Raw genomic sequence first — 18,916 nt, 5'->3', positions numbered from 1 at the left:
CCCAATCAGCCGCCAGGATGTTGTGAAGGGGCCAGATACTCCACCAGGCTGTCGATAAACAGCCTGACTTTGGCCGCCAGATGTTTTCGATTAGGGTATACCACGTTCACGCTCAGAGGTTCGCCGCCAGATTCAGGCAGTACAGGCGCCAGCTTGCCCTCGGCGACATATCCGGCCACCAGAAAAGCGGGCAGAAAAGCAATGCCCAGGCCTTCAACGGCGGCGGCACAAATGGCTTCTCCGCTGTCGAAGCGTATCCTGCTGTGCCCTTCTATCACCACGCTTTCATGGCTGGCCGTAAACACCGTCCACTCTGCCGTCTGCGGGCTCAGGCCGTATATCAGCCGCTGGTGATGGCGAAGATCTTCCGGCACGATGGGTACACCTGAGCGGGCAAGATAGTCCGGAGAAGCAAACAGATGAGGGCGGATGCGCTGTACGGTTCGCGCAATAAGCTGCGAATCTTTCGGTAAATCACCCAATCTGAGGCTGAGATCGAACCCCTCCGCGATGAGATCCACCACGCGGTCGGTGAAATTGACTTCTATATCGAGCCCCGGCCACGCCGCCATAATCTGTTTTAGAAAGGGCAGCAGTACGACTTTGCCCCATGTTTCCGGGACGCTGAGCCGGAGCACGCCGCCGGGGCTGGAAAAATTCGGCCGCACGCTGGCTGCTGCTTCTTCAATATCCTGCAAAATCTGCACACAGCGTTCATAAAAAACGTAGCCATCCCGGGTCAGGGCGACGCTTCGCGTTGTGCGGTTAAATAACCGTGTTTCCAGCTGGGCTTCAAGACGTGCAATCGCTTTACCCGCGGCGGAACGGGTTAATCCCAGCGCCTTTCCTGCGGCAACAAAGCTCCCGCTTTGCGCAATGGCCACGAAAATACGGAGGCTGCCGAGATCGAGGTCTGGATGGTTTTTGGTGCCTGAGCGAATCGGCATTGGAGAACCTCTTTCGTCAAATTATCAAGCATAATTCTTTTTGTTTAATAAAAGTAGACAATGGAGAAAGGTATGCTGCCTGATAACGCGCAAACTGTACTTGAGGGCTGGATAAAAGCCGCCGGGCCTGTTGTGAACAAGGTATACGGCCAGTCTGGTGCTGACTGGAAAGACGTTCGGGCTGACTACGTGAAGCAGCTTGATACGTTGTTCCCTGCGGTGGAGGGCGTAACCTACGCTGAGGCCGACCTGGGCGGCAGCGGCGCAATGTTGGTCACGCCGGAGGAGGCTATTGATGGCCGGGTGATGCTTTATATTCACGGTGGTGGCTACGTTCACGGTGGGGTAGATGCCTATCGGGGATTAACCGGGCGTTATGCTTACGCCTTGAAGGCTAAAGTGTATGCGGTAGATTATCGTCAGGCTCCGGAATTTCCGTTCCCGACGCCGATCGATGATGTATTCCAGGCCTACCGAAGCTTACTCGAACAGGGCGTTAACCCGCGCTCACTGATTATCTCGGGAGATTCCGCGGGGGGCGCGATGGTTGTCACGCTGATGCGCAAAGCGCGAAATGCTGGCCTTGCGCTACCTGCCGCCGCAGTAGCTATTTCTCCATGGGCTGATTTAACGCACAGCGGCGCATCTGCAAAGACGCGGGACGGGTTGGATCCTTTATGCAGCGTAGCGTTCCTGAATCAACTGGCACGAAGTTTCCTTGCCGGAGAGCTGCCCACGCATCCGGATGCCTCTCCGGTCTTTGCCGATGTACACGGGCTTTCTCCCACGCTGATACAGGTTGGGGAAAACGAGGTGATGCTAAGCGACGCCATCCGCCTTGCGTCCCATATGAGTGAAAGCCGGGTTCGCACCACGCTGGAAGTTTGGCCGGAAATGTTTCACGTCTGGCATTTGTTTGCCGGGATATTACCGGAGGCAGACCAGGCGCTGAGAAACGCGATAAGATTCCTTGAAGATGCGCTGGCACCAACCAACATCGATTGAGATAAAAAAGACGTATCTGCTGGCGAGTAAATTGTGCGCCTTTAAATAGTTGGGAGAGACAGTCGTGTCAGACAGAGAAATTATTATGCCCCCTGCTATGCAAGTACTTGCTGAGCATGCGGGTTATGCGCCTGCGGTTGTCGTTGGCAACACGGTGTATTGTGCCGGGCAAGTGGGGCGCACGTCTGATTTACAGGTTATCGCTGACCCAAGAGCTCAGTTTACTGCCTGCTGGGAAAATCTGCGTCTGGTCCTTCAGGCTGCGGGCTGCGGCTTTGAAGACGTTGTGGAAATGACCACCTATCACGTAGACATGAAGGAACATATGGATGTTTTTCGGGAGGTAAAAGACGCTATGTTTCCGAGGGGGTACTGTGCCTGGACCTGCGTCGGCGTGTCTGAACTGGCGCGCCCGGGACTGTTGGTGGAAGTGAAGTGTATTGCCGTGAGAAGAACGGCGTAACGTAAAAAAGCCGGCTGAATAAGCCGGCTTTTTTATCAGATTTTGCAGGCGTCGCCGCAGTCATCATCGGCTACAACGGCCTCAGCTTTTTTGTCTGCGTCTTCCTGGCGCTCGGCGTTGCGCGCTGCGGCTTCATCTAACCCGGAAAACACCAGATTCTCGAGATCGATTTCCATAAGTCACCTGTCGTGGTTTAGTGAATAACTCGCTTTATGATATGCAACCTTTAGGGCTTTCGCATCTCAAAACACCGTCTGACGCTCAAAACGCTAAAATTGACGTTTCACGCACTACAGACTGGCGTGTAAAAAATGAAATTTGGAATTTATCAAATTTAAGAAAAGCGAATAAAGAAGGGAACTGCTTTAGCAAATATGGTGCGTCCGAGTGGACTCGAACCACCGACCCCCACCATGTCAAGGTGGTGCTCTAACCAACTGAGCTACGGACGCACTGATATATTTGAAAATGGTGCGTTCAATTGGACTCGAACCAACGACCCCCACCATGTCAAGGTGGTGCTCTAACCAACTGAGCTATGAACGCATTGTTGTCTTGGCGACAGCGGGGACGAATATTAGCGATACACCTCGGGGCTTGCAAGGGGAAACTCGCAATTTTATTCCAGATTTCACGCGATTGCCGAGCATCTGCGCAGAATGGGGAGAAAGTAGCCGCTTATGCGGCTACGGTTGTTTAATTAACGTGCTGCGCGCTGCAGGATAGTAACGGACGGCTGACGCTGCAGCCAGCGCATGCGCAACATCATCAGAATCGCGGCGGAGGTCAGGCCGATAATAAAGCCGATCCAGAACCCAGCCGGGCCCATCGGTTCAACGATCCAGTCGGTTAATCCCAGAATATAGCCGCTTGGCAGGCCCAGCACCCAGTACGCGATGAACGTAATAAAGAAGATCGAGCGCGTATCTTTGTAGCCACGCAGAACGCCGCTGCCAATCACCTGGATTGAGTCGGAGATCTGGTAAATGGCCGCCAGCAGCATCAGATGTGCCGCCAGCGCGACAACTGCCGGATTGTCGTTGTACAGCAGGGCAATGTGCTCCCGGAAAATAACGGTAAACAACGCGGTGCACATCGCCAGACAAATGGCCACGCCAACCCCGGTGCGGGCGGCGATTTGTGCATCCAGAGTTGAGCCCTGCCCAAGACGGAAACCGACGCGAATCGTTACCGCAGCCCCTAAAGAGAGCGGCAGCACAAACATCAGCGAGCTGAAGTTGAGGGCAATCTGGTGCCCGGCAACGTCGGTGATACCCAGCGGGGAAACCAGCAGGGCGACAACGGCAAACAGCGTAACTTCGAAGAATAACGCCAGTGCAATCGGCAGCCCGAGCTGGCTCAGGCGCTTAACCACCGCCCAGTCCGGCTTGCTGAAACCTTCCGGGTTTTTGATGTCGCGCATCGAGCGGGCTTTTTTAATGTAAGACAGCATGCTGAAGAACATCACCCAGTACACCGCCGCCGTTGCCACGCCGCAGCCCACGCCGCCCAGTTCTGGCATACCGAAATGGCCATAAATAAAGATGTAGTTAACAGGAATATTGACCAGCAGGCCGATAAAGCCCATCACCATGCCCGGTTTGGTTTTAGCCAGGCCTTCGCACTGGTTGCGTCCCACCTGGAAGAACAGGTAACCCGGTGCCCCCCAAAGTAGCGCGCGGAGATAGCGGACGGCTTTATCCGCCAGCTCAGGGTCGATATTGTGCATCGCGTGAATGATATGGCCTGCGTTCCACAGCACCACCATCACTAGTACGGAAACCATACCCGCCAGCCAGAACCCCTGGCGAACCTGGTGCGCAATGCGATCGCGTCGCGCCGAACCATTGAGTTGCGCAACGGTTGGCGTTAAGGCCAATAGCAGCCCGTGGCCGAACAGAATTGCGGGCAGCCAAATGGAGGTGCCGATAGCCACGGCGGCCATATCGGTGGCGCTGTAGCCGCCGGCCATCACGGTATCGACGAATCCCATTGCAGTTTGAGCGACCTGCGCGATGATGACAGGTATCGCCAGGGCAAGGAGCTGGCGAGCTTCGGTGAGGTACTTCTGCATGTTTACACCTGATTATTTTTATATGTATGAGAGACTAAAAAAGCCGCCAAAACAGGCAGCAAGAAGATTAACTGGGGAAATAGCCAGTCTATTGTAGCGGGAGTTTATTTATACGCCAGTCAAAAATAAAGCCAGCGCACGCCCCGCACTGGCAAGCTGATTTTCCAACTGTTAAAGTGCGAAAATGTCTGTTGATGGCGGTAGCGTTACCGTCTGCGAATTGCCAGGAGTTTTGAGATGTTTACAGGTATTGTGCAGGGCACGGCGACCCTGGTTTCTATTGATGAAAAACCGAATTTCCGTACTCACGTCATTGATATGCCGAATGAAATGCTGCCCGGTCTCGAAACCGGAGCTTCGGTGGCGCATAACGGCTGCTGCCTGACCGTAACCGAAATCGACGGCAATCGCGTCAGCTTTGATTTGATGAAAGAGACGCTTCGAATCACCAATCTCGGTGAGCTCAGCGTGGGCGACAGCGTGAACGTTGAGCGTGCGGCCAAATTCAACGATGAAATTGGCGGGCATTTAATGTCGGGCCATATTATGACTACGGCCGAAATATCAAAAATTCTGACTTCGGAAAATAACCGTCAGATCTGGTTTAAGATTCAGGATAAGACCCTGATGAAATATATCCTTTATAAAGGTTATGTGGGCATCGACGGGATCAGCCTGACGGTGGGCGAGGTGACCGCCACGCGTTTTTGCGTGCATCTGATCCCTGAAACGCTTGAGCGCACTACGCTTGGTGCTAAAAAACTGGGGCAGCGCGTGAACATTGAAATTGATCCGCAAACCCAGGCGATTGTCGATACGGTTGAACGCGTGCTGGCGAGCCGTGAAGCGGCTATGGTGGCGGCAGTGCCTGCCAGTGAATAAGCGCTCTTAAGCCAAATAAAGACGGGGCCTTATGGCCCCGTCTTTATTGGCTAATCCTGCTCGTTAAACCCGTTTTCGGCTGCGGTTCTCATAAACCACTCGCCGCTTTTCTTAATTGTGCGCTGCTGGGTATTAAGATCCAGCGACACAAAACCATAGCGGTTTTTGTAGGCGTTGCACCACGACCAGTTATCGATAAAGGTCCACATGTGGTAGCCAAGGCAGTTGCTGCCCTCGCTGATGCCCTTATGCAGCCACTTCAGGTGGTCACGGACGAAGTCAATCCGGTAATCATCGTTGATTTGGCCGTTGTCGATAAAGCGCTGTTCGTTTTCAACACCCATGCCATTTTCTGAAATATAGCAGGCCGGATTGCCGTAATTTTCACGCAGATTGGTGAGAATATCGTAGATCCCGCGCTCGTAGATTTCCCAGCCACGATAAGGGTTCATTTTGCGACCCGGCATTTCGTAGGACTCAAAGAACCACTCCGGCATAAATGGACTTTCCGGATTCACCAGCGTGTCGCGGCACTTAATGCGGCGCGGCTGGTAGTAGTTAATCCCCAGCAAATCTACGACGCCCGCAGCGAGCAGGGCTTTGTCCTCAGGCTGACAGGCCGGCAGTTTCTCGTGCTCTTTCAGGAACGCGACCAGCTCAGCGGGGTATTCACCGCGCAGTGCCGGGTCGAGGAAACTGCGGTTAAACATCAGGTCGGCCAGGTTGGCGGCCTTTACGTCAGCCGGATTTTGTGAACGAGGGTAAGATGGCGTCAGGTTGAGAATGATGCCAATTTGGCCGTCATCGTTACGGGCATGGTAAGCCTTGACCGCCTTAGCATGGGCAAGCATGGTGTGATAGGCGACGGTCACCGCGCGGTTGAAATCCACCACGTTAGGGTAGTGGTAGTCATAGAGGTAGCCGCATTCAACCGGAACAACCGGCTCATTAAAGGTAAACCAGTGCTTCACCCGGTCGCCGAACAGTTCGAAACAGGTATTGGCGTAGGCCGCGTAAGCGTCAACTACTTCACGGTTTTCCCAGCCACCTTTTTCCTGCATCACCATCGGCATATCAAAGTGGTACAGATTAATAAATGGCTTAATACCCTGAGCCAAAAGTTCGTCAATCACCTGGGTATAGAACTCAACCGCCAGCGGGTTGACTTCCCCCGTGCCGTCGGGAATCAAACGTGCCCAGGAAATGGAGGTACGAAAAGTATTGTGATTGAGCTTTTTCAGCAGGGCGATGTCCTGCTTCCAGCGCTGATAAAAGGTTGAGGTGTTTTGCGGCCCGACGCCGTGGTGGAAACGGTTAGGCTGCTCGGCGAACCATCGGTCCCAGATGGTTTCAGATTTGCCAAAGCTCAGCGCTTCACCCTCAGTTTGTGGGCCTGAAGCAGCGCTGCCCCACCAGAAATGCTCAGGAAATGCGTATTTCATCGTTGTCCTCACGGTCTGACCTGCCATCTCCGACAGGCAATCATTGATACGGCTAATGTTCAGATTGTCTGTGATTGATGAAACCGGTTTCTATCATGGGAAATGATATCTGTTAAGCAGATCAAGCCGCTAAGCGCAGACAGGGCTAAACCTGTGAGGTTGATCACATTGGTGCGCAAAGAGAGACAATTGAAAAGAAGAAAACCCGGCATTCACCGGGTCTGTTTTAACGTGGGACTCGCAGGCCGTGCTCAATACCCCGGCTGAAAACAACCTGCCAGAGCTGAATGTCACGCGCCCGGAAAGCGCCGGCGCAGGCATTCAGGTAGTAGCTAAACATCCTTTTAAAGCGCTCAGAATAGTTACCTTCGATTTCGGGCCAGGTTGCCAGAAAACGCTCATGCCAGGCCATCAGCGTTTTGTCATAGTCGGCGCCGAAGTTGTGCCAGTCTTCCATCACAAAATGCGGCTCGCTGGCGTCGGCAATCTGCCGCACCGACGGCAGGCAACCGTTCGGGAAAATGTACTTATTAATCCATGGATCGACATTATTGTCGGTCTTTTTAGAACCTATTGTGTGTAGCAGGAAAATGCCGTCCGGCTTGAGGTTGCGGTCGGCAACATCGAAGTAGGTGGCATAATTTTTGGGTCCGACGTGCTCAAACATCCCGACGGACACAATGCGGTCAAATTGTTCGTTCAGGTCGCGGTAGTCCTGCAACAGGATGGTGACATCCAGGCCTTTGCAGCGCGCCTGCGCCATTTTTTGCTGTTCCGCGGAAATTGTGACGCCAAAGACGGATACGCCATAGTTACGTGCAGCAAATTCGGCCAGACCGCCCCAGCCGCAGCCGATATCCAGCAGCTTCATACCGGGTTTCAGCTGCAGTTTTTCGCAGATCATTTTGAGCTTGGCATCCTGCGCGTCGCTGAGATTTGTCGCTTCTTTCCAGTAACCGCAGGAGTATTGCATGTGCTTGTCCAGCATCCGGCTGAACAGATCGTTGCCAAGATCGTAATGCTCTTTACCGACTATCCATGCGCGTTTCTTAGACTGCAGGTTAACCAGCCTTGCCGCCGCAATACGCAGGGTATCTTTGAAATGGTGGGGGAGCTGGTTTTCCAGCCCGGCACGCAGGACTTTTGTGAAAAAGATATCCAGCCGTTCGCATTCCCACCAGCCGTCCATATAGCTTTCGCCAAGGCCGAGAGAACCTTCCTGCAGAACGCGTTTAAAAAAGTTCGGGTTTTTGACCTGAATATCAAAGGGGTTTGGGCCGTTGAGGGTGATGCCTGCCCGGCCCAGCATTTCATTTGCGATACGATACCATTCGTTATCTCGTACGCTCACTTCTTCTATACACGATGAACTCATAGCTTCTCCATCACCTTGTTGTGATCAGAACCTTAAAACAGCGTAGACGCTATTCACGGCTTGTGAGAACTCTCACGGAAAATTCCGCGTGCCTGATATCCGACGTAGAACAGAGAAAGGGGGGATTCTCCCTTACTGAAAGGCCATCCATGGAAAAACGGAAGCGCTCCGGCTTCCGCAAAAAATAAAATTGATAAGGCTTATAGTAGAACCGCAATTACTATAAGCCCGTTTTATTGATGGTTCAATGGAATATTGTTAGCAAGCTAATCACACAACATTCACATTATCATGCAGGTTACTGTGCCTGGGGCAGTTCGCTGTGACCCGTGTTTTGCACTTTGCGTTGGGTCGTGTGCTGCAGCGCATAGCCAAGGCCAGCAAGCAGGACTGTCGCCAGCATCACGCTGGTGGTGGTCAGCAGCGGCGTCGTGACCAGCCAGGAAACCATCAGGCTGGCCAGGAAGCAAAGGCCTAGCTGCAGGGTGTTTTGCAGGGCTGCGGCTTTCCCGGTTGCCTGTGGGAAAGGCAGCAGGGCAGAGGCAACCACGATAGGGTAGATGGCGCCGTTCGCCGCGGCCATTACGCAGAACGGTATAAGCAGCAGCGTCAGATCAGCATGGCCGCTCACCGCCACGCCCCAGGTCGCTATCACGCTCAGGGCATACAGGGCCAGCAGCCACGGCAGCAGCTGTTTGCCGCTCCACTTTTGCAGCGCACTGCGGCAGCCATAGCCACCGACCAGGAAAGCGACAGTCTGTGGCATATAGCTCAGGCCAATCGCCGCGGGGCTGTAACCCATCTCATTCAGGATAAACGGCGAGCCGGTGAGCCAGGCGAAAAAGCTGGCGGAGCAGGCGGCATAAATCAGCACGTTGCCGCCGTAAACGCGGGAACGTAATAAGGAGAAGAAGCTGACCTTATTGTCTTCGGTTTGCTCGTGGCGCTGAGTCCGGGGCTTGAGGCGCAGCGTGGGGATCATCAGCAGCAAAGCAACGGCGAACAGCACGGCGAAAATGGCCTGCCATTCAAAATGGTTCAGCAGCCAGCTGCCGAGCAGCGGAGCCAGCGCCGGAGAAAGCCCGACCAGCGGCATGATGGTGGCAAAAATGCGGCCAGCGCGGTTGGCGGGGTAATAGTCAGTCACCAGGGCCTGCCAGCTAACTGCGGCCGAGCAGACGCCCACGGCCTGAACAAAGCGCAGCACCAGCAGCGAGGTGGCATCCTGCACCCAAAGCATCCCGATACAGCCGACGGCAAACATGGCCAGGCCAATCAACAGCACAGGTTTACGCCCGAAACGGTCGGAAAGCGGGCCCCAGATTAGCTGGGCAAAAGCAAAGCCGGCGAGGAACAGACTCAGGCTGGCACTCACGGCGGAAGCGGTAGTGCCCAGATCTTGCTGAATGGCGGCGAAGGCGGGCAGGTACATGTCGGTGGCCAGGAAACCCAGCACGCTCAGTCCCGCAAGCCAGATAAGAAATCCCTTGGATGGTTGCATATTTCACTCTTGATTTTGATAGCAGGTTAACGGGGCAGGAGTCTACGGAGTGCAAAACCGCTTGTGAAACGCTAATATTTGCAAATTGCATTCAAATTTTTTGCAGGCAGAAATATGTGGTCTGAGTATTCGCTGGAAGTGGTTGATGCCGTGGCGCGAAACGGTAGCTTTAGCGGTGCGGCCCAGGAGCTGCATCGCGTGCCTTCTGCCATCAGCTACACGGTGCGTCAGCTTGAAGAATGGCTTGCCGTGCCGCTGTTTGAACGGCGTCACAGGGACGTTGAGCTGACCGCCGCCGGGGCGTTTTTTCTCAAAGAAGGTCGTTCTGTTATCAAAAAAATGATGGCAACGCGCCAGCAGTGCCAACAGATAGCCAACGGCTGGCGTGGGCACTTGTCCATTGCGGTAGACAATATTGTTAAACCTGAACGTACCCGCCAGCTGGTGCTGGATTTTTATCGTCACTTTCCGGATATCGAATTACGTGTCTCCCAGGAAGTGTTCAACGGCGTGTGGGACGCGCTGGCAGACGGGCGAGTTGAGGCGGCGATTGGCGCCACGCAGGCAATCCCGGTCGGGGGGCGCTACGCGTTTCGGGATATGGGGGCGCTGAGCTGGCGCTGCGTGGTCTCTGCTGACCATCCGCTTGCGCAACGGGAAGGCATCATTCTGGATGATGACATCCGTCCCTGGCCATCCCTTGTGCTGGAAGATACTTCCCGTTCGTTACCCAAACGGATCACCTGGCTGCTGGACAACCAGCGTCGCGTAGTCGTGCCGGACTGGGCTTCCGGGGCGGATTGCCTGACGGCGGGATTATGCATTGGTATGGTGCCGACGCACATTGCGCAGCCGTGGCTCGTCAGGGGGGACTGGAAAGAGCTGATGCTGGAGAATCCGTTCCCGGACGCGGCCTGTTGCCTGACCTGGCGGCAGGATGATGCCTCGCCCGCGCTAAGCTGGCTGCTGGACTACCTGGGTGACAGTGAGACGATGAATCAGGAGTGGCTGCAGGAGCCGGGTAATCTATTCCCGGCTCCCGAAAAGGCTTAGCGGCGGTAATCGCGGAACGGGCCGTCGGCCACCGAGCGACGTTCAATCAGACGCGGATGGACTTCAATCGTCTGCGACTCTTCTCGCTTATTAATGATACGGTCGAGCAGCATGTTAAACGCCGTTTCGCCCAGGCGCTCTTTCGGCTGGTGAATGGTGGTCAGCGCCGGAGAGAAATAGCGGGCGTTGCGCACGTTATCGTAGCCGATGATAGAAATGTCCTGCGGCACGCGCAGCCCCATTTCGTCCGCGGCACAAATCGCACCCATGGCCATAATATCGCCGCCGCAGAAAACAGCCGTAGGGCGATGAGGCTGGTTAAGCAGTTGCTGCATGGCGCGATAACCGGACTCCGGTTCGAAATCACCCTGAACCACCCAGTTATCCGGCACCTTAATATTGGCTTCATCGAGCGCTTTCAGGAACCCGGCATGGCGGCCGCCGCCGGTATTACGCTCCAGCTGGCCCGGTATAGCACCGATATCTCGATGGCCACGTTCAATCAGATACCGTCCCGCCAGGTAGCCACCGTGGAAGGCATTATCGACCACAGAGTCGGTAAAGTCGGCACGGGCTTCGCCCCAGTCCATGACCACCATCGGAATATGGCGGTACTCTTCCAGAGTTGAAAGCAGCGTGTCAGGGTATTCGGAGCACATGACCAGCAGCCCGTCCACGCGTTTTTGCGCCATCATGGACAGGTAAGCGCGCTGCTTTTCAAAGTTATTGTGCGCGTTGCCCAGAATCAGCGTGTAGCCTTTGGCGAAACAGCTGTTCTCAACGGATTCTATAATTTCCGCAAAATATGGGGCTTCGCTTGAGGTGGCGAGCAGGCCGATAGATTTGGTGTGGTTGACCTTCAGGCTGCGCGCCACGGCGCTCGGCGAATAGTGCAGCTCTTTGATGGCTGCCCAGACGGCGTTGCGCGTCTCTTCCGCCACAAAACGGGTCTTGTTAATGACATGTGACACAGTGGTAGTGGAAACGTTTGCGCGCTTCGCTACGTCCTTAATCGTTGCCATTAGATGTCACTCCAGACCATATCGTAAACTCCTGATAACTCATGTGTTAAACGTTTGCCTTCGCTAACTCCTGGGGCAACACGTTGGTTGCAGGCCTGTCGGGGATGCGACATACAGCGGGAGGAGGGCGTTGCCGGGCGATACGCGGTAAATTAGCGAAGGATTTTGGCTTATCCCGGGGCAAAGTGGAAGAGGGAAAACCGATATCTGTGCAAATCCAGCAGGATTTTTATCGCTAATTGTGGGAAAATCACCCCACATACACTTTGTAGGGAAATAAAAGGAGCTTACGATGAGTACCGATCTGAAATTTTCCGTGGTGACGACGGTTATCGTCCTGAGTCTGATTGTTGCCGGGGCGCTAACGGCTGTTCTGCACTGATTTAATAAGGGCCGCGAAAAGCGGCCCTTCTCTTATGTCACTAAAGAAGATAAACCTCGTTTTCCTCCTTCGTGACTAACCGCTAAAAATTAGCCCGCCAGATTTTGCGCAACAAAGTTCCAGTTAACCAGCGCCCAGAAATGGTCGAGATAAACCGGGCGCGCGTTGCGGTAATCAATGTAGTAAGCGTGTTCCCAGACGTCCACGGTCAACAGCGGTTTCGCTCCGGCTGTGAGCGGAGTCCCTGCGTTAGAAGTCGAAACGATAGCCAGGCTGCCGTCGCTATTCTGCACAAGCCAGGTCCAGCCGGAGCCAAAGTTTTTAATAGCCGCTTCGGTGAATTGTTTTTTAAAGGCTTCCACGCTGCCAAAGGCCTGATTGATCGCGGCCAGCACCTCACCGGTTGGCTCTCCACCCGCATTGGGTGCCAGACAGTGCCAGTAAAACGTATGGTTCCAGACCTGAGCCGCGTTATTGAAGATACCGCCGTCGGACTCTCGCACGATCTCTTCCAGCGTTTTACCTTCAAACGGGCTGCCTTTGATCAAATTATTCAGGTTAGTGACGTAGGTTTGGTGGTGTTTGCCGTAATGGTATTCGAGGGTTTCGGCTGAGATATGCGGTGCCAGCGCATCTTTAGCATAGGGCAGGGCGGGTAGTTCGAACGACATGGCTTCACTCCTTGTTATTTTGCTTCACAATATAACTACAATTTGTGTGGTTATAAGGTTAGCAAATTACGAGGATGCAAAAAAGCGAAATGAAACAGCCCGTTGCCGGGCTGTTAACATTTTAATCAGTCTGCCTGCCCCAAAAGGGCGCGGATAAGATTAACGAATAGTTTTTGGCGTCATTACCCGGCGGGCACCCACGTAGTGGCGCTGCCAGTAATCTTCGCTCAGGGAGGTGATCTGAATATCACGGCCGCTGCGAGGGGACTGAATAAACTTCCCGTTTCCAACGTAGACGCCAACGTGATCGGCGGTGCCACGGCCCTGGGTGCGGAAGAACACCAGATCGCCGCTCTCCAGTTCGCCGCGGTCAACGGAAGAGGCATCACGCAGGTGATACATTTCATTGGCAGTGCGTGGAATGCGGATATTCACCAGATCCTTATAAGCGTAATAAATCAGCCCGCTGCAGTCGAAACCTGTGCGTGGGGAAGTCCCCCCCCAGCGATACGGTTTTCCAATTTGCCCCATCAGCTTGTTCATGGCCGTTTTTTGCGCTTTCTGCACGCGCACTTTATGCGCCTGCGCGATAGTCAGATTTTTTTCCGACTTCACTTTAACGCACTGCTTTTTATGCCCTTTACGATGAGTGCATTTTTCAGTGTAGGCGAGGGTGGAAACGGTTGGCTGTACGGCTATTTTCTGAGAGGTTTTTTTGCTGCTAGTTTTAGCGAGGGTGCTGCTTTTGCCTGAGGTGGTGTGTTTTGCCACTTTGGCTTTCGCCGGTGAGGTTGTTTTTTTACCGGACTTCTTTGTGGAGGCTGTGCTGACCTTCGGTTTTGCTTTCTCTTTACCCTTGTTGCTTTTACTGGTTGTTGTCTTGGCCGAATGGCCTTTTTGTGCAACAGGATGGCGGGCGTGCTCGGACGCCTGCGCCAATGGAGTATAGGGCAAAGCAAATAGCAGAGCACATAGCGTGATAGAGATTTTATTTATCCGCGCCACTCGTCAATCCCCTGATAAATGAAGACAAGATGCTAACCATCATGCCTGCGTATGATTTTTGCGAAACCCGACGATTCTAATGCATAAAAGCCGATAATGTTAATAGGCAAATACTATTTAACGGTCAAAAGTGGAAGCTATAGCTAAAAAATTAGCCATTCCAGGGTGTTATCCGCTGTTTAATTGATCTCGAATGAAGCAAATTGCTCATTTTCGCGCGCCGTAAAAGTGTTATTCTTAAGGTATGTTTGCGCGCCAGGCGGGGGAAAGAGAAACCCTGATAAAAATGGTGTTTTATGCCCGGGGCGCAACTGGCTACAATGGCAGGCTATTGCCGTATTAAGGTTTGAGGAAGCAAGACAATGAGCACTATTGAAAAAATTCAACGCCAGATCGCTGAGAACCCGATTCTTCTCTATATGAAAGGTTCCCCGAAGCTGCCGAGCTGCGGCTTCTCCGCTCAGGCCGTTCAGGCGCTGTCCGCCTGCGGCGAGCGTTTCGCCTATGTGGATATTCTACAGAACCCGGACATTCGTGCTGAGCTGCCAAAATACGCTAACTGGCCAACGTTCCCGCAGCTGTGGGTGGACGGTGAGCTGGTCGGCGGCTGCGACATCATCATCGAGATGTACCAGCGCGGCGAACTGCAGGCGCTGATTAAAGAGACCGCAGAGAAGCACAAATCTGAAGAGCCGGGCGCAGAATAATTTCGCCAGCCAGTAAAAAAGCGACCCTAAGGTCGCTTTTTTTATGCTTCAGATTCCGGTTCGTCGGCCAGCGGCAGCGGCCAGCCGCCGAGGCGCTTCCAACGGTTGACGATTTCGCAGAATAGCAGGGCGGTTTGCTCGGTGTCGTACAGGGCGGAGTGGGCCTGCGAGCTGTCAAACTTTTGGCCGGCGGCGATGCAGGCTTTGGCCAGCACGGTTTGCCCCAGCACGAGGCCGCTCAGGGCCGCGGTATCAAACGTCACAAACGGGTGGAACGGGTTGCGTTTCAGAGAGGCTCGCTCTGCCGCTGCCATCATAAAGCTGTGGTCGAACGTGGCGTTGTGCGCCACCATAATCGCCCGGCTACAGCCGCTGTCTTTAATGCCTTTTCGCACGGTTTTGAAAATCGCGTGCAGGGCATCGTATTCGCTGACGGCACCACGCAGGGGGTTATGCGGGTCAATACCGTTGAACGCCAGGGCCTCAGGCTGCAGGTTCGCGCCCTCAAACGGATCGACATGGAAGTGCAGCGTTTCGTCGGGGGATAACCAGCCGTCTTCATCCATCTTCAGGGTAACGGCGGCGATTTCCAGTAACGCATCGGTTTTAGCGTTAAAACCTGCGGTTTCAACGTCGATAACTACCGGATAAAAACCACGAAAACGGTCGCACAGGCCATGCAATTGCGTGTTGTCTGACATCAGCTTCTCTTAATACGGGGAAAATGCAGCGCGCATTATGGCAAATTTCGGGGAGTGTTGCAGTAAAGGCCGCACAACGTGCGCCTTCAGGGTATGAATAACTCACCAACAATAGGAGAGGCGGCCCGAAGTCATTATGAAATAAACCAGAAAAATCAATTCATTGATTTTCATCTGTTAACCACAAAGAGGGAAAAACCACGCCTTTTCCCTCTTTGTGAGCAACCTTCAGGGCGCACAGCACGCCCCTTGGTTTGACGCTAATCGCCTGAAAATCAGTTACCCAGGCCTTTACCCGCGTGCTTCTCTTCGATCAGCTCGATTTTGTAACCGTCCGGATCTTCAACAAAAGCGATGACGGTGGTACCGCCTTTTACCGGGCCGGCTTCACGGGTGACGTTGCCGCCGTTATTGCGAATGCGTTCGCAGGCTTCTGCGGCGTTATCCACGCTCAGCGCGATGTGGCCGTAAGCCGTGCCCAGGTCATAGCTGTCCACGCCCCAGTTATAGGTCAGCTCGATAACAGCCGTGTCGCTTTCATCGCCATAGCCGACAAACGCGAGAGAGTATTTGTACTCGGTGTTTTCGCTGGTACGCAGCAGTTTCATGCCCAGCACTTTGGTGTAGAACTCGATGGAGCGTTGCAGGTCGCCAACGCGCAGCATGGTATGAAGTAGACGCATAAAATCCTCGTCGAATGAGACAGTTATTTCTGGAGTCGTTGAGTATAGCGGCGTTTGTGCGCCGCTATCAATGAAAGGTACTGCGGAGTTACAGCGTTGGGTAGTCGGTGTAGCCTTCCGCGCCGCCGCCATAGAAGGACTCAGGACGCTGTGGGTTCAGCTCGGCATTTTTGTGCAGGCGAGCGACCAGGTCCGGGTTGGCGATGAAGGAGCGGCCGAACGCCACTGCGTCGATCAGGCCTTTGCCGATCAGATCTTCCGCTTTTTCCGGGGTATAGGCACCAGCGCCAACGATCACACCGCTAAAGCGCTCACGGACTTTGGCACGGAATGCTTCGGTGTACGGTTCGCCACCGGCCCAGTCCGGCTCGGACATATGCAGATAAGCAATGTCGCGTTTGCCCAGCTCTTCAATCAGGTACAGCGCGTCAGCCTCTTCGTCCGGCCCGTTGTCCACGTTCTGGAAGGAGCCAATCGGTGATACGCGGATCCCGATGCGGTCGGCACCCCATTCTTTGATCCCGGCATCAACCACTTCCAGCACCAGGCGAGCGCGGTTCTCGCGGCTGCCGCCGTATTCGTCGGTACGGTGGTTAGAAGAAGGAGACAGGAACTGATGCAGCAGATAGCCGTGGGCAGAGTGCAGCTCAACCAGGTCAAAACCGGCGTCACGTGCATTGCCAATTGCCTTGCGGAAGTCATCCACGATGCCCGGAATTTCGTTCAGTTCCAGCGCGCGAGGCATGGAAGTATCTTCGCGAACGGCGTTGCCGTTTTCGTCACGCAGCGAGGTACGGGTCCCGGCACTCAGCGCGGAAGGCGCGACCGGAGCCTGCTGTCCTGGCTGAAGGGTAAAGTGGGAAATACGGCCGGTGTGCCACAGCTGCACCGCCATGTGGCCTTTTTCAGCGTGTACGCCCGCGGTGATTTTTTTCCACGCGGCGACTTGCTCTTCGCTGTGCAGACCCGGAGCGCCGGCGTAGCCTTTAGCCTGGGCGGACATCTGGGTTGCTTCGCTGATGATAAGCCCGGCGCTGGCGCGCTGGCGGTAATATTCACCCATCAGCGGGGTTGGGATATCGCCTGGCTCAATACTGCGCAGGCGCGTCAGCGGAGCCATAAAGATACGGTTTGGTACGGTAATAGCGCCAACTTTGAGCGGCGTAAACAATTTATCTGCTGACATGGTGTTTCCTCAAGTAGACCGGTCGTCTAGTAATTCAGTAAATAAAAAACCTGTCAGGCGACAGGTTCTGCCAATAGGATTCTTACGTGTGCTAGCGCGCTTTCCAGCGGCAGCGCGCTGCGGGAAATTTTTGCCTGCAGGCTGGCGCCTACCCACAGCGAGTACAGCACCATGGCCTGCTCCAGCGCTTCGCCTTCAAAGCGCAGGCTTTTTTCGCTGCGGCCTTTCTCCAGGGCATCAGCAAGTAGAGAGATTAGCTGTGAGCCGCCGTTATTCAGCGCGCCACGCATATCTTCCGAAAGATCACAAACTTCTGCTGAGAGTTTCACTATCAGGCAGTTACTCAGGTTTCCGCTCTGGCAGAAGTAGCTCAGCATATCCTGGTACCACTTCAGCAGACGCTGGCGATAATTGCCTTCGCCGTGCGAAAAGTGTTCCGCCACGCGCAGATTAGAAGCCTGGTAATAGCGCTCCAGCATTGCCACGCCAAACGCTTCTTTTGAGCGGAAGTAGTGGTAGAAAGAGCCTTTGGGCACTTCTGCGGTGCGCAACAATTCGCTTAACCCCATGCCGGTAAAGCCCCGGGCAAGGCACAGCCGCTCGCCAATGGCGAGGAGATGTTCGCGAGTGTCGTGTTCAGGATGTCGATTCATGCGCTCAAATGTAGTAGACCAGTCAGTCTAATGCAAGGGGAGGCGGCCAATTTTTTTAAGACAACGGGTGCATCAGCCCTTATGGGCGTCGGCCAACCAGCGTTCTTTGCTGTAGCGGCTAATGGCGCTGATGTAGTTTGCGGGCGTCACCATTTTCACCACGCTTTTATTGTTCCGGAACAGCGAAGCGTAGTCTTTGTAAAACACGGCGGCGACGAGGATTATCACCAGCAAGCCGGCGAGAATACCGACCAGGCGAGTCAGCGCGATATGCCACCAGCGCGCCGGCTGGACCTTCACCACGGCAAGCAGCAGGGCGGGGATAATGCCCAGCAAGGCCAGCCAGCTGAACAGTTGCGGCGTCACCAGCGCCGCGGCTTTGTGAGAGTCTGTTTCAAACACGCTGACCATCATTTTTTTATCAATGACGGCGCCGTAGGTGAACATAAAATAGTTGCTGGCAGCGCAGCCGATAACCAGCAGCACCAGCACGGGCTTACGCAGCCAGGGCAGGTTAACCACGCTGAAAATCATTAGCCAGCCGCAGAACAGCACCACCGGCACCGAAGCGGCAAACAGCCAGCTATGGAGAGAATCCGGGGCAATTAGCTGCCAGCTGCGATGAATAAAAAGAGAATTGATCAGCGTGAAGAAAAAGGCGCAGCAAAGATTAAATTGCGTATCGTTACACTGTAACTTTTTCAAAAGGTTCATATAAGCCGTGAATGCAAAACAGAATATTCTCTATCCTGGAGAGAGAAGATTAGTTGAACCTTAATTTTCAGCCGCTTTCCGCCGGGGGGCTATTTTTTAGCCGTCCCGCTTGCATCCAGGACAGAGTCAGGCTTCAATTGATGCAAAGTCGTTAATGAGGTGGGTTAGTGTCTGAGCAGCTAGAGTTCTTCCCCATTCAAAGCCCCTGCCGCGGGATCTGCCAGTCGGATGAACGCGGGTTCTGCCGTGGCTGTATGCGCAGCCGGGACGAGCGTTTCCAGTGGCAGCAAATGAGCGACGCCCAAAAGCAGGACGTGCTGCGCCTGTGCCGCCAGCGCTTATTGCGCAAGTTACGAGCAAACAAGCCAAATTCTCCTGAAGAACCCGAGCAGCCCTCACTGTTTTAATCATTTCACGCCGCTATACTCGGGGCAGTTTTTTCCCTTTTTG

The 18,916-nt window shown here is 54.2% G+C and carries 20 protein-coding genes, 2 tRNA genes and 1 pseudogene; 7 read left to right on the top strand and 16 right to left on the bottom strand.

Features of this window, described 5'->3' with window-relative positions; translation table 11 throughout:
- Positions 1-5: 5 nt before the first annotated feature.
- The gene (locus F3J29_RS08100) at positions 6-947 is read right to left on the bottom strand and encodes a LysR family transcriptional regulator (RefSeq protein WP_166864769.1); all 942 of its coding nucleotides are present in this window, start codon (positions 945-947) and stop codon (positions 6-8) included.
- Between the two features lie 72 nt (positions 948-1,019).
- On the opposite strand from F3J29_RS08100, the gene F3J29_RS08095 reads away from it, so the two are divergent.
- Together F3J29_RS08095 and F3J29_RS08090 are read left to right on the top strand one after the other, a co-directional pair.
- Positions 1,020-1,952, top strand: coding sequence for an alpha/beta hydrolase (locus tag F3J29_RS08095; RefSeq protein ID WP_166864766.1), 933 nt, complete (start codon positions 1,020-1,022; stop codon positions 1,950-1,952).
- A 97-nt stretch (positions 1,953-2,049) separates the two neighbouring features.
- Positions 2,050-2,415, top strand: a complete 366-nt coding sequence (locus F3J29_RS08090; protein WP_286175190.1) for a RidA family protein — start codon at positions 2,050-2,052, stop codon at positions 2,413-2,415.
- A gap of 35 nt (positions 2,416-2,450) precedes the next feature.
- Here F3J29_RS08090 and F3J29_RS08085 read toward each other — a convergent pair whose 3' ends face one another.
- From F3J29_RS08085 to mdtK, 4 genes are all read right to left on the bottom strand, one after another.
- Positions 2,451-2,591 (bottom strand): hypothetical protein, encoded by a 141-nt coding sequence (locus F3J29_RS08085; RefSeq protein WP_166864760.1) that lies wholly within the window; start codon positions 2,589-2,591, stop codon positions 2,451-2,453.
- Between the two features lie 199 nt (positions 2,592-2,790).
- A tRNA-Val gene (locus tag F3J29_RS08080) sits at positions 2,791-2,867 on the bottom strand.
- Positions 2,868-2,884: 17 nt separating this feature from the next.
- Positions 2,885-2,961: transfer RNA gene (locus F3J29_RS08075), tRNA-Val, on the bottom strand.
- Positions 2,962-3,115: 154 nt separating this feature from the next.
- A complete protein-coding gene (gene mdtK / locus F3J29_RS08070; protein ID WP_166864757.1) occupies positions 3,116-4,489 on the bottom strand; it encodes an MdtK family multidrug efflux MATE transporter in 1,374 nt (457 codons plus the stop codon).
- Between the two features lie 237 nt (positions 4,490-4,726).
- Here mdtK and F3J29_RS08065 point away from each other — a divergent pair, with 237 nt between their 5' ends.
- Positions 4,727-5,371: a riboflavin synthase subunit alpha gene (locus F3J29_RS08065; protein WP_166864754.1), complete on the top strand. Its 645-nt coding sequence runs from the start codon at positions 4,727-4,729 to the stop codon at positions 5,369-5,371.
- Positions 5,372-5,421: 50 nt separating this feature from the next.
- Here the strand turns inward: F3J29_RS08065 and gmuD are convergent, their stop codons facing one another.
- From gmuD to punC, 3 genes are all read right to left on the bottom strand, one after another.
- Positions 5,422-6,813 (bottom strand): 6-phospho-beta-glucosidase GmuD, encoded by a 1,392-nt coding sequence (gmuD, locus tag F3J29_RS08060; RefSeq protein ID WP_166864751.1) that lies wholly within the window; start codon positions 6,811-6,813, stop codon positions 5,422-5,424.
- Between the two features lie 226 nt (positions 6,814-7,039).
- Complete coding sequence (gene cfa / locus F3J29_RS08055) at positions 7,040-8,188, bottom strand: cyclopropane fatty acyl phospholipid synthase (RefSeq protein WP_166864748.1); 1,149 nt, start codon at positions 8,186-8,188, stop codon at positions 7,040-7,042.
- Positions 8,189-8,486: 298 nt separating this feature from the next.
- Positions 8,487-9,689: a purine nucleoside transporter PunC gene (gene punC, locus F3J29_RS08050; protein ID WP_166864745.1), complete on the bottom strand. Its 1,203-nt coding sequence runs from the start codon at positions 9,687-9,689 to the stop codon at positions 8,487-8,489.
- Between the two features lie 114 nt (positions 9,690-9,803).
- Here punC and punR point away from each other — a divergent pair, with 114 nt between their 5' ends.
- Positions 9,804-10,742 (top strand): DNA-binding transcriptional activator PunR, encoded by a 939-nt coding sequence (punR, locus tag F3J29_RS08045; RefSeq protein ID WP_166864742.1) that lies wholly within the window; start codon positions 9,804-9,806, stop codon positions 10,740-10,742.
- Here punR and purR read toward each other — a convergent pair.
- Positions 10,739-11,764: an HTH-type transcriptional repressor PurR gene (purR, locus tag F3J29_RS08040; RefSeq protein WP_166864740.1), complete on the bottom strand. Its 1,026-nt coding sequence runs from the start codon at positions 11,762-11,764 to the stop codon at positions 10,739-10,741. The genes punR and purR overlap by 4 nt on opposite strands.
- A 292-nt stretch (positions 11,765-12,056) precedes the next feature.
- Here purR and cydH point away from each other — a divergent pair, with 292 nt between their 5' ends.
- Entirely contained in the window at positions 12,057-12,146 is a 90-nt protein-coding gene (cydH, locus tag F3J29_RS08035; RefSeq protein ID WP_008456477.1) for a cytochrome bd-I oxidase subunit CydH, read from the top strand.
- A gap of 89 nt (positions 12,147-12,235) precedes the next feature.
- Here cydH and sodB read toward each other — a convergent pair whose 3' ends face one another.
- Positions 12,236-12,817, bottom strand: coding sequence for a superoxide dismutase [Fe] (gene sodB, locus F3J29_RS08030; RefSeq protein WP_166864736.1), 582 nt, complete (start codon positions 12,815-12,817; stop codon positions 12,236-12,238).
- 159 nt (positions 12,818-12,976) lie between these two features.
- A complete protein-coding gene (locus tag F3J29_RS08025) occupies positions 12,977-13,822 on the bottom strand; it encodes a C40 family peptidase (RefSeq protein ID WP_166864733.1) in 846 nt (281 codons plus the stop codon).
- A 362-nt stretch (positions 13,823-14,184) separates the two neighbouring features.
- Here F3J29_RS08025 and F3J29_RS08020 point away from each other — a divergent pair, with 362 nt between their 5' ends.
- The gene (locus tag F3J29_RS08020) at positions 14,185-14,529 is read left to right on the top strand and encodes a Grx4 family monothiol glutaredoxin (RefSeq protein ID WP_008456474.1); all 345 of its coding nucleotides are present in this window, start codon (positions 14,185-14,187) and stop codon (positions 14,527-14,529) included.
- Between the two features lie 41 nt (positions 14,530-14,570).
- Here F3J29_RS08020 and rnt read toward each other — a convergent pair whose 3' ends face one another.
- The 5 genes and pseudogenes from rnt to F3J29_RS07995 all read right to left on the bottom strand — a co-directional run.
- The gene (gene rnt / locus F3J29_RS08015) at positions 14,571-15,230 is read right to left on the bottom strand and encodes a ribonuclease T (protein WP_008456473.1); all 660 of its coding nucleotides are present in this window, start codon (positions 15,228-15,230) and stop codon (positions 14,571-14,573) included.
- A gap of 275 nt (positions 15,231-15,505) precedes the next feature.
- Complete coding sequence (gloA, locus tag F3J29_RS08010) at positions 15,506-15,913, bottom strand: lactoylglutathione lyase (RefSeq protein WP_166864730.1); 408 nt, start codon at positions 15,911-15,913, stop codon at positions 15,506-15,508.
- An 88-nt stretch (positions 15,914-16,001) separates the two neighbouring features.
- Positions 16,002-17,099 (bottom strand): alkene reductase, encoded by a 1,098-nt coding sequence (locus F3J29_RS08005; RefSeq protein WP_166864727.1) that lies wholly within the window; start codon positions 17,097-17,099, stop codon positions 16,002-16,004.
- A gap of 53 nt (positions 17,100-17,152) precedes the next feature.
- Entirely contained in the window at positions 17,153-17,752 is a 600-nt protein-coding gene (locus F3J29_RS08000; RefSeq protein WP_008456467.1) for a TetR/AcrR family transcriptional regulator, read from the bottom strand.
- A gap of 75 nt (positions 17,753-17,827) precedes the next feature.
- Positions 17,828-18,466, bottom strand: a pseudogene (locus F3J29_RS07995) (phosphoethanolamine transferase domain-containing protein); the annotation flags it as partial.
- A 167-nt stretch (positions 18,467-18,633) separates the two neighbouring features.
- On the opposite strand from F3J29_RS07995, the gene F3J29_RS07990 reads away from it, so the two are divergent.
- Complete coding sequence (locus tag F3J29_RS07990) at positions 18,634-18,873, top strand: DUF1289 domain-containing protein (RefSeq protein ID WP_008456463.1); 240 nt, start codon at positions 18,634-18,636, stop codon at positions 18,871-18,873.
- Positions 18,874-18,916 lie beyond the last annotated feature (43 nt).

The sequence above is a fragment of the Enterobacter sp. Cy-643 genome, from assembly GCF_011752815.1.
Lineage (GTDB): Bacteria > Pseudomonadota > Gammaproteobacteria > Enterobacterales > Enterobacteriaceae > Cedecea.
The sequence above is the reverse complement of the archived record's forward strand: the minus strand, read 5'-3'. Positions and strand labels throughout refer to the sequence as shown.

Bases quoted from the DNA above. Each gene is read 5' to 3' on its own strand.
- F3J29_RS08000 (WP_008456467.1), bottom strand. From the start codon at position 17,752: ATGAATCGACATCCTGAACACGACACTCGCGAACATCTCCTCGCCATT.
- purR (WP_166864740.1), bottom strand. From the start codon at position 11,764: ATGGCAACGATTAAGGACGTAGCGAAGCGCGCAAACGTTTCCACTACC.
- gmuD (WP_166864751.1), bottom strand. From the start codon at position 6,813: ATGAAATACGCATTTCCTGAGCATTTCTGGTGGGGCAGCGCTGCTTCA.
- F3J29_RS08100 (WP_166864769.1), bottom strand. From the start codon at position 947: ATGCCGATTCGCTCAGGCACCAAAAACCATCCAGACCTCGATCTCGGC.
- cfa (WP_166864748.1), bottom strand. From the start codon at position 8,188: ATGAGTTCATCGTGTATAGAAGAAGTGAGCGTACGAGATAACGAATGG.
- F3J29_RS08065 (WP_166864754.1), top strand. From the start codon at position 4,727: ATGTTTACAGGTATTGTGCAGGGCACGGCGACCCTGGTTTCTATTGAT.
- mdtK (WP_166864757.1), bottom strand. From the start codon at position 4,489: ATGCAGAAGTACCTCACCGAAGCTCGCCAGCTCCTTGCCCTGGCGATA.
- punR (WP_166864742.1), top strand. From the start codon at position 9,804: ATGTGGTCTGAGTATTCGCTGGAAGTGGTTGATGCCGTGGCGCGAAAC.
- rnt (WP_008456473.1), bottom strand. From the start codon at position 15,230: ATGTCAGACAACACGCAATTGCATGGCCTGTGCGACCGTTTTCGTGGT.
- gloA (WP_166864730.1), bottom strand. From the start codon at position 15,913: ATGCGTCTACTTCATACCATGCTGCGCGTTGGCGACCTGCAACGCTCC.
- F3J29_RS08085 (WP_166864760.1), bottom strand. From the start codon at position 2,591: ATGGAAATCGATCTCGAGAATCTGGTGTTTTCCGGGTTAGATGAAGCC.
- F3J29_RS08005 (WP_166864727.1), bottom strand. From the start codon at position 17,099: ATGTCAGCAGATAAATTGTTTACGCCGCTCAAAGTTGGCGCTATTACC.
- sodB (WP_166864736.1), bottom strand. From the start codon at position 12,817: ATGTCGTTCGAACTACCCGCCCTGCCCTATGCTAAAGATGCGCTGGCA.
- F3J29_RS08020 (WP_008456474.1), top strand. From the start codon at position 14,185: ATGAGCACTATTGAAAAAATTCAACGCCAGATCGCTGAGAACCCGATT.
- punC (WP_166864745.1), bottom strand. From the start codon at position 9,689: ATGCAACCATCCAAGGGATTTCTTATCTGGCTTGCGGGACTGAGCGTG.
- F3J29_RS08090 (WP_286175190.1), top strand. From the start codon at position 2,050: ATGCAAGTACTTGCTGAGCATGCGGGTTATGCGCCTGCGGTTGTCGTT.
- F3J29_RS08095 (WP_166864766.1), top strand. From the start codon at position 1,020: ATGCTGCCTGATAACGCGCAAACTGTACTTGAGGGCTGGATAAAAGCC.
- cydH (WP_008456477.1), top strand. From the start codon at position 12,057: ATGAGTACCGATCTGAAATTTTCCGTGGTGACGACGGTTATCGTCCTG.